Raw genomic sequence first — 13,771 nt, 5'->3', positions numbered from 1 at the left:
ATATACATGCAACGAGGGTAACCCTTACATTGAAGCTATACAACGACGAAGGGAGGTTACCCAATTGAAAACAGTGGCAGGTGTAAATACGTTGGCAAAAACCAATACGGGGATCAAACGAATGCCGTTCTTAAAGAAGCTGCATCGCAGTTGGCAGCTGTACGTTCTATTAGCGCTGCCTGTTCTTTACATTATCGTGTTCAAGTATTATCCGATGTATGGTGCGCAAATCGCTTTCAAAAATTTTATTGCTTCGAAAGGAATCACAGGCAGTAGTTGGGTGGGATTCAAGCATTTCATCAGATTCTTCAATTCGTATGAATTTGGCACCCTTTTAAAAAACACATTGGTTCTAAACTTCTACAGCTTGCTTGCAGGTATTCCTTTCCCAATCCTTCTGGCACTGGCCATTAATAACATTCAAAACAAGTGGTTTAAGAAATCGGTACAAATGATCACGTATGCACCGCATTTCATTTCTGTCGTCGTTATGGCGGGGATTGTGCTCGTCCTTCTGGATCCAGAAAAGGGGATTGTCAATCTATTGCTTGGGGTGTTTGGTTTTGAACCCATTCATTTCATGGCGAAGCCAAGCTATTTTAGTTCTGTTTTTGTCTGGTCGGGCATCTGGCAAAACGTAGGTTTCTCTTGCATCATTTACTTGGCAGCGCTTTCAGGTATCGACCCGTCTCAGCATGAAGCTGCGGTGATCGACGGCGCTAGTAAATTTAAGCGAATTTTGCACATTGATATTCCTGGTATTATGCCTGTTGTCATCATTTTACTTATTTTGAACACAGGGCATATTATGGATTCTGGCTTCGAGAAGGTACTGCTCCTGCAAAATCAATTAAACCTTAGATCCTCAGAGGTCATTGATACTTACGTGTATAAGGTGGGACTCGCCTCACAAGCGATGAACTACTCATACTCAACGGCTATTAACTTGTTCAAATCAGTTGTTGGACTTGCCATGCTCATTATTGTCAATCAAATCGCGAAACGTGCAAAGCAAGAAAGCTTATGGTAACGGTGTAGCAGGGAGGTGCAAGGAGGTATGAAAGAGTCACATATCCTCGAATCACGAGGTGACAAATGGTTTAATTGGGTCAATATGCTGCTGATTTGTCTGTTTCTTGTGGTCATCTTGTACCCGCTAGTGTTTGTTGTAAGCGCTTCTATCAGTTCTCCTGACGCTGTGATTTCGGGGAAAGTTTGGCTTTGGCCGGTACAACCAACCTTAGATGGCTATGCGGCTGTGTTTAAGCACAAGTTAATTTGGAGTTCCTTTCGAAATTCCGTTTTTTATACGGTAGCAGGTACATTACTTAGTGTTGTACTGACGATTGCTGCTGCATATCCACTTTCCAGACGTGATTTATTCGGTAAAAACTGGTTTATGCTGTTGTTTGTTTTCACGACCATGTTCTCAGGAGGGCTAATTCCTTCTTATCTATTGGTGAAAGATCTGGGGATGCTGAACACGGCGTGGGCTATGATTATTCCAAGTGCGATGAGTGTGTTTAACATTATCATTACACGTACTTATTTCAAAACGACATTACCGGATGAAATGCTGGAAGCGGCTCAAATCGATGGTTGCAACGATTTCCGATATGTGTTTTCAATCGTTCTGCAGCTGTCAGGTCCGATCATCGCTGTAGTAGCCCTTTATTCTGCGGTTGGATATTGGAATCAATATTTTAATGGCTTATTGTACCTCGATAATCAGAAGTTATATCCGTTGCAATTAGTCTTAAGAGAAATTCTCGTGCAAAACGAAGTGGATGCTTCAATGCTGGACATGAAAGAAATTGCCGCTCAAGAAGGTTTACGCGCACTTTTGAAATACTCGTTAATTGTTGTTTCATCACTGCCATTACTGCTCGTTTATCCCTTTGTGCAAAAATATTTTATTAAAGGCGTTATGATTGGCTCTTTGAAAGGATAAATAAGGGGAGGTTGTTCTTGGAATGAAAAAAATGTGGGGTATGGGATTAAGCGTTCTTCTGGCAAGCGGGGTTGTCCTTGCAGGGTGTGCAGATAAACAAGCAGATGCGCCTGCAGAAGCGGCAAAGGATCCGGTGAAAACCAGCAACGTCACAGCAGCAGGAGAATTGCCGATAACCAAAGAGAAAACGACGATTAAAGTATTGGTCAAAGGCTTTCCAGGCGTAAGTGATTACGCGAACAACGAGTTCACGAAATATTTGGAGGAGAAAACGAATATTCATATTGAATGGACGGTTGCTCCTGAAAAGTCAGCTGTGGAAAAATTGAACCTTGTGCTTGGCAGTGGTGATCTGCCTGATGTCATCATGGGTTTCGGGATTTCGCCAACCCAACAGTTGATCTATGGCACGCAGGGAGACTTCCTGGATCTCGCACCCTATATTAATCAATACGGCGTGGAAACGAAGAAAATGTTCGATATCGTTCAAGGGGTTAAAGAGGAGATTACAGCACCTGGAGGTAAAATATATGCTTTGCCCCAAGTGAATGAGTGCTATCACTGCTCGATGTCGCAAAAAATGTGGATTTACCAGCCATGGTTAGACAAGTTGGGTCTTCAGATGCCGAAAACAACAGACGACTTGTATAACGTTCTAAAAGCATTTAAGACGAAGGATCCCAATGGAAATGGTAAAGCGGATGAGATTCCGCTGTCGGGTGCAGCGGTTGGGCCGAACGTAAATATCGATTCCTTTATCATGAACTCCTTTGTACTTGACTCCGGCATTACGACGCGGTTGTTTGTTGATAATGGCAAGGTGACGACATCGGTCAATACACCAGGTTGGAAAGAAGGGTTGACTTACCTTCACAAGTTGTATGCTGAGGGCTTGATTGCACCGCAATCGTTCACACAAGATCGGGATCAAGCGAAAGCGATGGGTGAGAATCCGGATATTAATATTCTGGGCGGCGAAGTTTCACAGCATAACGGCATATTCACCGCTTTTAACGGTCCGAGCGGCAGGTGGTTGGAAGTGCAATCCGTACCTTCCTTGAAAGGACCTGCAGGTGTACAAACGACGCCATGGAAATCAAGCGTACTTCAAGGCTATTATGTCGTAACACGCACAGCGAAAAATCCAGAGGCTGCATTCCGTTTAGGTGACCTTCTCTACAATACGGAGATGACGTTACGTCAAACGATTGGTCGTCCTGGAACCGAGTGGGATTACGCAGCAAGCGGAGAGTTAGGCATTAATGGAAAACAAGCGATATGGAAAACACTTCCTAGTGCCATTCCGACCAATGCAGCCAACAATATCAATTGGAGCGGGCAATCCGCACCGTCGCTCCGTTCCAACGATTTTCGGCTTGGGCAGATGGCAGATCCGAAAAATCCGCAGGAAGTCAAGCTCTTTACAGAGACCAGAAATAACTATGAGCCGTATAGGCAAAAGCCCGAGTCTGTCCTTCCAGCTTTATTCTTCTCGAACGACCAAGCGACAGAGCTTGCTGATCTAGAGAAGACTTTGACGGGCTATATCAATCAGATGATCGCTCGTTTCACAACAGGTGACGCCAATATTGATAAAGAATGGGACGGTTATGTGAAGAAACTGAATGATATGAATCTGAAAAAATATTTGGACATCTATCAAGCCGCTTATGATGCGAAAATGAAAAAATAAGGTTCTAGCGAAAAGCATGGAGTAATCCATGCTTTTTTAAACTGCTCATATCATTTAGGAGGAGAAACAGATGAAATCCAAACAACCGAACATTATTTATATACTGGCGGATGATATGGGATATGGCGATATTTCCTACCTGAACAAAAATTCCAAAATTCATACGGTTCATTTCGACCGATTGGCCAAAGAAGGGATCGCCTTTACGGATGCTCATTCTTCATCGGCCGTTTGTACGCCATCTCGATATAGCATTTTAACTGGAAGGTACAATTGGCGATCATCTCTCAAGAAGGGCGTTCTGAATGGATTCTCCGCTCCACTCATTGAGGATGGCCGAATGACTGTCGCCAGTTTACTTCGTGAACAGGGATATAAGACGGCTTGTATCGGCAAATGGCATTTAGGCATGGAATGGGCGAAGGTAGGCGACGCGGAAAGTGAAGTTGATTATCGAGAGCCCGTCCAAAAAGGCCCGATATCGCATGGATTTGACTATTATTACGGGATTAGCGCATCGCTGGATATGCCTCCTTATGTCTATATCGAGAACGACCGGGTTACTCAGCTGCCGGATCGCATAACTCGCAACGATGATCCGGTGGCTTATTGGCGTGAAGGGGTTACCTCACCGGATTTCGAACACCACCAAGTTCTTCCTAAACTTACAGCCAGAACACTGGCGTGGATCGAGATGAGCAAGGAGAAGCCTTTTTTCATCTATTTCCCGTTACCTGCTCCGCATACCCCCATCCTGCCATCGGAAGCCTTCGTTGGTCAATCCGGTACAAACGCGTACGGTGATTTCGTACTCATGTGTGACGATGTGATCGGTCAAATAATGAATAAACTCGATGAATTACAGCTGTCCGACAATACAATCGTAATCTATACGAGCGATAATGGCTGCTCACCTCGTGCTAATTATGAGGAGCTTGCAGCATTTGGACATAACCCAAGTTATGTTTTCCGCGGTCATAAAGCGGATATTTATGAAGGCGGGCATCGGATACCGCTGATTGTGAAATGGCCGCAGCGCATACAAGCTGGGCGCATGAGCGATGAGCCCGTCTGCCTCACGGATTTGCTCGCAACGGTTGCAGAGATATTAGAAGTAACATTACCCCCGGACGCAGGTGAGGATAGCGTTAGCAATCTGCCCGTTTGGGCTGATCTGCCTTATGAGCGGCCATTGCGAGAAGCCATTGTTCATCATTCCATTCAGGGGGCGTTCTCTATTCGCCAAGGGAAGTGGAAGCTGGAGTTATGCCCGGGCTCGGGCGGGTGGAGCTATCCAAAGCCTGGTGAAGAACCGGAAGGATCGCCGCTGTACCAATTGTATGATCTCAGTAAAGATATTGGTGAAACGAATAATCTGGTCGATGAGTACCCTGAGATTGTCCAAGCAATGAAGCTTGTCCTTGAAAGATATCAGGAATCGGGGAGAAGCACAGCTGTTTCATCGAAATGACACGCGGATTTCTCACCATTTCGTGTGTGAAAGGAAAAAGATCGCCGCTGCGGTCTTTTTTTAGTGTTTGGGGAGGGCTCTGGCGATAGGGTGAGGTCGAGCCTCACCACCGAGCCCTTGAGCAGCGCTGAATTCGAAGCGCGTTGCGCTTTCTCATTCAGCGAAGGGAACTCCAGGGCGCTATTTCATCGAAATGCGCCCTTTTACACGCGGAAGGAAACTGGGGATAAAAATTTGATTTTTTAGAACGTCCGTTCTATAATGGGCATACATCTTGCTGACAAATAAACCAAAATCACATATTCAAGGAGAGCGTAGTATGACAGAATTTTGGGAATCCAGCTTTATCGAGAATCAAAGGATGTGGGGATTTGAACCTGCAGACTCAGCCATCTTGACCAAGGACTTTTTCCTGGAGAAAACCGTCAAGGATATTTTGATCCCTGGTATCGGATATGGTAGAAACGCAAAGGTTTTTATGGATAATGATATCCATGTAACAGGTATTGAGATTTCGAAAACAGCGATTGAACTGGCCAGACAAGAAGGATTGCATATTGACATTTTTCATGGTTCAGTGGCTGACATGCCGTTTGAGAACAAGCTATATGACGGCATATTTAGCTATGCGCTTATTCATTTGTTGAATGAAGACGAGAGAGAAAAGTTTATCAAGGATTGTTATAACCAGTTAAAGCCGAACGGATATATGGTTTTTACGACGATTTCCAAAGAAGCCCCCATGTTTGGAAAGGGCAAACAACTGGGTAAAGACTATTATGAGACCGCCGCAGGTGTAAAGATGTTTTTCTATGACGCAGATTCGATCACCCAAGAATTCGGGAAATATGGGCTGTTAGAATTTTCGGAAATTGTTGAGCCGCATAAGAATGTGGAAAATAAACCGCCATTTAAATTTCTAATGATAAAATGTAAAAAAACATCTGAATAGGACGATTAATAAAGGTTTTTAACCATTGGAGACGAATACAGTTACTATCACTTGATTGAACTAGGGGATATTTACTCATGAATTTAAAAGAATACTTAATTGATTCCTTCATGAATTTAACATCCGATGGGATTGTAATCGTCGATATAAATGGAACCGTGCTGGAAGTAAATAAGAAATTTGAAGAGTTACATGGCTGGACGAGGGATGAGGTTATTGGACAAGTGTTGCCAATGACACCGGATGATTTTAAAGAAGATGCTCTTCAATTGTACAAGTCATTAATCAACGGTGAACAAATCAAGGATTTCGAAGCGATAAAACTTAGAAAAGACGGGACGACATTTATTGCCAATGTGTCCGTCTCGCCTTTGAAAGATACGGATGGAAACGTAGTCGGCTTTGTCGGTTTGGAACGAGATATTAGTGAAAAGAAAAGAGTGGAAGAGGAGCTTTTTGAGAGTGAGAAACAGTACAGGAGACTTCTTAAGCTTAATCCTGAACCCATTGTTTTGCATAAAGACGGGCTCGTCCTGTTTGTGAATGATGCCTGCTGTAATCTTTTTGGCGAAGCTTCATCCGATGAATTCATAGGAAATTCAATTTATGATTATTTCTGTCCAAAGGATAAGGAAGTCATCATTGAGCGAATTGAACAGATCATGCAGATGGATAACTACAGTGATTTTGTGGAGCGGAAAATGCGCAAGAAAGACGGCACGTTTTTTGATGCGGAAATATCCTCGATTTATGTTCACAAAAATATTGGGAATCCGGTCATGCAGAGCGTCATTCGCGATCTCACGGAGCGCAAGAAGTCGGAAGAAGCGATTATCCGATCAGAGAAACTGTCGTTAATCGGTCAATTGGCAGCTGGCATCGCGCATGATATCCGTAATCCCTTAACGTCTTTAAAAGGGTTCGTACATTTATTAAAAGCGAAAAATGCCGACTATGTTGATGTGATGATGGAAGAACTCGAGCATATCAATTATGTTGTGAATGAATTTATGACGCTGGCCAAACCACACTTGAGTTACTATCTGGAGAGTAATCCTCGGGAGCTTGTACAAAGTGTCATTGCCTTTCTTCAGCCACATGCTCATCTGTATAACGTGCAAATACAATTGGACATGGATCAGGACATCCCCGTCATTTATTGTATTCCAGACCAAATTAAACAAGTCTTAATTAATATATTGAAGAATGCGATTGAGTCCATGGTGAATGGTGGATTGATACAGATATCTGTAAGAAATGTCCTGGATGAACGATTGATTATTTGTGTCGAAGATCAAGGTGTAGGTATTTCTGAAGATAAGCTGACTCAGTTGGGGGAGCCGTTTTTCACGACAAAGACGAATGGCACCGGTTTAGGGCTAATGGTTTGCAAACGAATTATTCATGGACATGATGGAGATTTGACGATTCAGAGTAAGATTAACCATGGAACTACGGTACAGATCGAACTGCCAATAAAAAAATAGCGTTTGCGTCAGGATCATATCCCTTCAGGTAGACAGCCGTTTACTTGTAGGGGTATTTTCCATTTGTCGGGCAGTTACCTTCTTTTTGTCAGGTTGAACAATCCCCATTGTTGCTTTATCATATGAGGAAAGGATTTACAAATGGAAATTTGTAAGCGTTACCAATAAAGATGTGCCACATTGTCCAGCCTCTATTTTTCTAGGAGAAAAGGAGATAACCATGCAATTTTTACAAGGTAACATTTCGGCCAGATTCAAGGTGATTTATGGTGTTTTTTTCCTAATCATCATCTCATCCACCGTGTGGTTGTCCTATTTAAGCTCGAAAGGGGGCATGGAAGATCAGCTCCGCCGCACAAATACAGCGCTGCTCCATCTGAGTCAACAGAAGATTGAAATGATGCTGCATGAAATAGATACAAGCACGATTAATTTCATACAAGAACCGGATGTCGAGTTATTCCTCAATGGCAGATACGCGAGCGATGAACTGCGGCTCAATTATTTCCGCATTTTGAATACACGGTTCAAGACGCTGATGTTTACGAACAGCAATATCTCCTCGTTTTATTTGTATTCTCTAGCGAACAAGAGCTTGTTGACTGATGTAACATACTCGGATGAATCCAGCTTCTACGATATGGCTTGGCATGATGCTTATGTCAGCATGAAGGGCTACGGCGAATGGCTCGACACCAGGAAGGTCACGGAGGTCAGCTCAGGACTGCAAATAGAGAAAAATATGATTACATTGGTGCGTACTTACCCTCTAATTAGCTTACCGCAGTTTCGGAAGGGTGCCATTATTGTCAATGTCGCGGAAAGCACGCTTTCCAATCTCATTCAAGATGTGGATCAGCAAAGGGCAGGTCAAACGTTAGTTATTAATAACCAAGGGATGATTATTTCTTCGCAGAACAAAGAGCATCTGTTTCATTCCTTCAGCACGATTCCCGGCGCCCCCGAGTTAAGTGAGTTTAAGGATAACGGTTATATTACGACGCATACGAAAAGCGGAAGCTACACAACCTTTTATCTAACTTCCAGTTATAATGGTTGGAAATATATCAGTATTGTCCCTGATCCCGAGATGAACCGACCGTTAATGATTGTCCGCAATTTGCTGCTGGTTGTGACATCGGGAATGTTCTTGCTAGCAATTGTGCTTGTATTTGCAGTAAGCAATTACACGTTCCGGCCTCTCGAACTTTTCTTTCATTCCGTTGCGGGTAAGAAATCGGTTCGCTCCGGCGACCTTACCTATATGGAGCAGTTTTTCAAACAGATGATATCTGACAACGAATCCTTGCAGAAACAAATGAACGACAGCTTGCCAGCATTGAAATGGCGTCTGATCATGAGTTTGCTGATGGGGGACAAAACGAACTATGACCGGATGAAGCCGTATTTCCATACGCTCGGTATAGACTTATATCATAAACAATTCATCGTGCTCATCATTGAACTGGATCGTATCCAAGAGAATCACACACCGCGAGATGTTTATTTATTTACTTATGCCATCAGCAATGTTGCCGACGAACTCATCGCAGGCGTATGCAAGGGGACTTCCGTGGAATTGACCGATGGGAGAGTCACCGTCATCATGAGCTTCGAATCGGAGGATTCGCAAGGCAATCAAATTCAAGCTCTGCAGGTTGCTGATTTGGTGAAAAATTATGTAGGGATTCATTTTAAACAAACGGTAACCATCGGTGTTGGTAGTCCACAGACCAATCTGGAAGGCATCCAAACTTCCTATGAAGAAGCGCTGAATGCACTGAAATACAAATTAATTATGGGCGATAACACCGTTGTCTCCATCGACGATATTGCGGGCAGCAATTATAATGAGAAATTTTACAGGATTACGGCGTTAATTGATTCTGTCGTCAACTTGATTCGGGAAACAGATAAAAACAAGCTTCGATCGCAGCTGGATAAAATTTTTGGCGAGGTCGTGGTGGGCAATGTTCCTCCCGAGTTAATTAAGCAGATGTGCATTCAGATGATTATGAAATCGATTAAGGTCATTTCGGATAAAGGTCTGGAAATCAAAGAATTCCTGGATCCGAAGGAAAATATCTATGACCGGATTGAGAGCTGCGTCAAAGTCGCTGAACTGAAGAGCTACATGTCCGATTTCCTCCATCAGCTCATTGTGCGCACCGAAGAGAAGCGGCTCTCCAAAGGGCACCACGATACCATCGGGCAGGTTCTGGCGTATCTCGAGCAGCATTATATGGACAGCGATCTCTCGCTCAATCTGTTGGCGGCGCAATTTGAGCTAAGCGTTCCTTATTTAAGTAAACTCTTCAAGGAAACAACGGAAACGAATTTTATGGATTGTCTGATTCAGATCCGCATGGAGAAGTCAAAAGAGCTGCTGCTGGGTTCGAAACAGAAGGTCAACACCATCGCGGAGAGCGTAGGTTATAACAATGTTCAAAGCTTTATCCGTATTTTCAAGAAATATACAGGCCAAACACCAGGTGAATTCAGGGAAAATCTTAAAAAAGGCGAAGATGATAAAAATGGCGAATACGTATCCGGTTAAAAAAGGTGTGTATTTTTAAAAAGTGTCTATATGCCAAATCCATCCTAGAACGTTACCATAAAGGTGCAAGACATCGACCTGAGAGGAGGTAGGGACATGAAATCACGAACCGTCGGGGCTACCACCGCACAAGCCATTATCGGAAAGAAGGAGCAGACAACGAAGCTTAAACGGGCATGGAAGTATGTGAAGCGGGACAAATACTTGTATCTATTGCTGCTTCCGATTTTTGCTTACTATTTCCTATTTAAGTACACGCCGATGTTCGGTGAGATCATTGCCTTCAAGAATTATCGTTTCGCCGATGGCATATGGGGGAGTCAATGGGTTGGCCTGAAACATTTCAACAGATTGTTCACAAGTCCGGATTTTTTCACTGTATTAAAGAATACGCTTTTGCTGAATGTGTACAGTATCGTTTTCGCTTTCCCGGTTCCTATTGCACTAGCCATCCTTTTAAATGAAGTCCGGTTGGAATGGTACAAGCGAACGATTCAGAATTTACTCTATATTCCGCATTTTATCTCCTGGGTCGTACTTGGCGGAATTGTTATCGCGCTGCTGTCTCCATCCACGGGAATCGTAAACTTTACTTTGGTGAAGCTGTTCGGTATAGAGCCGATTTACTTCATGGCAAGCACCTTCTGGTGGCCGATTACGTTCATTTTGTCGGGGATCTGGCAGAATGCGGGTTGGGGAACCATTCTCTACCTGGCCGCCATGGCCGGCATTGATCCTCAGCTGTATGAAGCAGCGAAGATTGACGGCGCGAGCAAGCTTCGGCGGATCTGGCACGTTACACTGCCGGGTATCCGGTCCACGATTGCAATTCTGCTGATTCTGCGTGTGGGACAGATGATGGACGTTGGATTCGAGCATATTTTCGTATTGCAAAATAAAGCGGTTTCAGAGGTTGCGAATGTCATCAGCACCTATGTTTATCACGTAGGTCTTGAAGGCTCGCAGTACAGCTATACGACGGCGCTTGGTTTGTTTCAATCCGTCATTGGCTTGATTCTGGTTGTCAGCGTGAATCGATTAATTAAAGCCTTAGGCGAGAATGGGCTATGGTAGGAGGGGAATGCTGTGTCCGGCAGTCAGAGCTCGTCAATTAAACTGGTTTATGGCGTCATCTATGTATTTCTGGCGGTACTTGCCATGATGACATTGTTCCCGTTCATTCATGTGCTATCTACCTCATTAAGCAGTTCTCGGGCTATTATGTCAGGGGAAGTCTTCCTATGGCCGAAGGAAATCACATTCACTTCTTTTAAAAATTTGATTGAAGACGGCCAGCTGTTTCATGCCATGAAAAATACATTAACCATTACGGTTGTGGGAACTTCCATCAACCTAGTGGCAACGATCATGGCGGCCTATCCGTTAAGTCGCAAGCGGCTCAAGGGCAGGAATGTCCTGCTTATGATCATAACGTTCACGATGCTGTTCGGCGGGGGGATCATCCCCAACTATATTCTTATCAAGACGCTGGGCATCATGAACACGTATTGGGCGCTTTGGCTGCCTGGACTTCTGAGCACGTACAATTTTTTCGTCATGAAATCATTTTTTGAAGGATTGCCTTCGGAACTTGAGGAATCCGCAGCGATTGATGGAGCTAATGATCTGTTTATTATTTGGAAAATTATTCTTCCTCTCTCCATGCCGATTATAGCAGCGCTGACGTTATTCTATTCGGTAACCTGGTGGAATTCGTATATGAACGTTCTCATGTATATCACGAATTCGGGGAAGCTCTCATTGATGGTGAAGCTGCTGCAGATGATCGATACGACAAGTCAGAATCTGCTGAATACGAATGCAACGAACGGGAGCGAAGGCGCTTCTATGCAAACGATGGTAACTCCGGAGGGATTAAGGGCTGCTGCCATCATTATCTCGGTGCTTCCAATCCTGTGTGTCTACCCATTCTTACAGAAGTATTTTGTAAAAGGTGTCTTGATTGGTTCGATTAAGGGCTAATCGAAAATCCATGCTTATCATTCTTATTGCAGGAGGCGAAGAATTCATGATTAAACAAAAGCACGTAGCTTTAACGCTAGTCGCTTCTTTATTCACAATTGCAGCTTGCTCCTCTCCAACTAGCACGGATAATCCTGGTAAAGCGTCAGGAGAGAATAAGAAACTGGAAGTCAGTGTTTCTATCCTTGACCGCGGCCAAGTGGCGAGTGACGAAGGAACTTATGAGAGTAACCGGACGACCAAATACATCAGTGAGAAATCGGGTATCAATGTGAAGTGGGTTCCGATCCTGCGGACCGAATCAACGAAGAAGTTAAACACGCTCATCGCTGCCGGCGAAGCGCCGGATATGATGTGGGAATTCGGGCGTGATTACATGGCGACATTGAAAGAGCAAGGAGCCATTCAACCCATTGACGACTATATCGAGAAATACAGCACCTCCTACAAAGCTTATTTGAAAGCGCATCCGGAGCTGAAGCCATACACGATGTTTGATGGCAAAACCTATATGGCGACCAGCGCTCGGGGCATTGACGCCATTGCGAATCACGGAATGTGGATCCGCCAAGACTGGCTCGATAAGCTGGGACTGAAGGCGCCGACGACAATGGATGAGATGGTCAATGTGATGCGGGCGTTTAGGGATAAAGATCCTGATGGCAATGGTAAAAATGATACGTTGGGTGCTGCTTTTAACTATAACTACGCAGGTATTATTCAGGCGATGTATGCATCTAACAAGAGTAACTGGTATCTGGACAACGATAAAATCGTGTACGGCGGCTTAACGGATCGGTATGCCGATGTGCTTGCAGAACTTAAACTTTTCTTCGATGAAGGGCTGATTGACAAAGAATATATTACGGACAAGAACTTCCAGAAGGAAAGACAGCTGTTCGTGACAGGGAAAGCAGGCATCTACTTCGCGAGTTGGAACATTGGAGCCGAATACCGGGAATTGAAGCAAAATGTCCCTAATTCGCAGCTTGTCCCTTTAGAGCCGGTTTCAACGAAGTATGGGAAGTTCGGTTTGTATCAAGAACCGCCGGCAAACCGTTTGATTGTGTTTAATAAGGATATGAAAAATCCGGAAGCTGCAATCAAATTGCTGGATTGGTGGATAGACAAAAACTGGTTCGATGTCAGATTCGGCACGGAAGGTGTTCATTACAAGCTGGTTAATGGTGTCCCTCAAACGATTGATGCTGAGAAGAATAAGAAGGAAACGATCTATGCGCCAGAGTATGCCGTGCTCGATCAATGGAGTCCGAAGCCAGAGGATTTCGCCGTGATGGCGGCAACGGATGCAATTTCACAAGAATATGCCAAAGTGCAGGGTGAATCGCTCAAGGTGGCTATGAAAAACAAATACAGACGCGATATTCCGTTCAACCCAACATTCCCTGAGCTGAGCGAAACTTCTACGTCATATGGCCCATTGTCTGATGATATTGAAACAAAAGTCATTACAGGTGGTGCCCAATATACGCCGCAATGGGGGATGGAGCAGCTTCGCAAGGAATGGAAACGTCTCGGCGGCGATAACGTTGATAAGTTAGCGCAAGATTGGTATCAGAACAATGTGAAAGGCAAGTAAACTTCATTGAAGGCTAAGCAGCCTCCCGATTCGAACAGGAGTTGGGGGGCTATTTCATTCGAATAAGGGAGTGTAAT

Annotated in this window: 10 protein-coding genes; all 10 read left to right on the top strand. The window is 44.1% G+C overall.

The genetic code is table 11. From position 1 onward, the window contains the following. Positions 1-121 precede the first annotated feature (121 nt). The 10 genes from RQP52_RS08960 to RQP52_RS08915 all read left to right on the top strand — a co-directional run bounded on the left by RQP52_RS08960 (position 122) and on the right by RQP52_RS08915 (position 13,694). On the top strand, positions 122-1,030 hold the full coding sequence (locus tag RQP52_RS08960) for an ABC transporter permease (RefSeq protein ID WP_379174730.1): 909 nt from the start codon (positions 122-124) through the stop codon (positions 1,028-1,030). Between the two features lie 27 nt (positions 1,031-1,057). Continuing rightward, positions 1,058-1,951 (top strand): carbohydrate ABC transporter permease, encoded by an 894-nt coding sequence (locus tag RQP52_RS08955; protein ID WP_127450845.1) that lies wholly within the window; start codon positions 1,058-1,060, stop codon positions 1,949-1,951. 22 nt (positions 1,952-1,973) lie between these two features. Next, on the top strand, positions 1,974-3,644 hold the full coding sequence (locus RQP52_RS08950) for an ABC transporter substrate-binding protein (RefSeq protein WP_315950928.1): 1,671 nt from the start codon (positions 1,974-1,976) through the stop codon (positions 3,642-3,644). A gap of 70 nt (positions 3,645-3,714) precedes the next feature. After that, positions 3,715-5,115, top strand: coding sequence for a sulfatase family protein (locus tag RQP52_RS08945; protein WP_315950927.1), 1,401 nt, complete (start codon positions 3,715-3,717; stop codon positions 5,113-5,115). 319 nt (positions 5,116-5,434) lie between these two features. Next, on the top strand, positions 5,435-6,067 hold the full coding sequence (locus RQP52_RS08940) for a class I SAM-dependent methyltransferase (protein WP_315950926.1): 633 nt from the start codon (positions 5,435-5,437) through the stop codon (positions 6,065-6,067). A gap of 77 nt (positions 6,068-6,144) precedes the next feature. Further along, positions 6,145-7,554, top strand: coding sequence for a PAS domain-containing sensor histidine kinase (locus tag RQP52_RS08935; RefSeq protein WP_315950924.1), 1,410 nt, complete (start codon positions 6,145-6,147; stop codon positions 7,552-7,554). Positions 7,555-7,774: 220 nt separating this feature from the next. Next, positions 7,775-10,111, top strand: a complete 2,337-nt coding sequence (locus RQP52_RS08930; RefSeq protein ID WP_315950922.1) for a helix-turn-helix domain-containing protein — start codon at positions 7,775-7,777, stop codon at positions 10,109-10,111. A gap of 96 nt (positions 10,112-10,207) precedes the next feature. Then, positions 10,208-11,185, top strand: coding sequence for an ABC transporter permease (locus RQP52_RS08925; RefSeq protein WP_315950921.1), 978 nt, complete (start codon positions 10,208-10,210; stop codon positions 11,183-11,185). Positions 11,186-11,197: 12 nt separating this feature from the next. After that, positions 11,198-12,094, top strand: a complete 897-nt coding sequence (locus tag RQP52_RS08920) for a carbohydrate ABC transporter permease (protein ID WP_315950920.1) — start codon at positions 11,198-11,200, stop codon at positions 12,092-12,094. A 46-nt stretch (positions 12,095-12,140) separates the two neighbouring features. Next, entirely contained in the window at positions 12,141-13,694 is a 1,554-nt protein-coding gene (locus RQP52_RS08915) for an extracellular solute-binding protein (protein WP_315950919.1), read from the top strand. Positions 13,695-13,771: the final 77 nt, after the last annotated feature.

The sequence above is a fragment of the Paenibacillus violae genome (assembly GCF_032461945.1).
Classification (GTDB): domain Bacteria; phylum Bacillota; class Bacilli; order Paenibacillales; family NBRC-103111; genus Paenibacillus_E; species Paenibacillus_E violae.
This window is presented reverse-complemented; position numbering and strand designations above follow the sequence as displayed.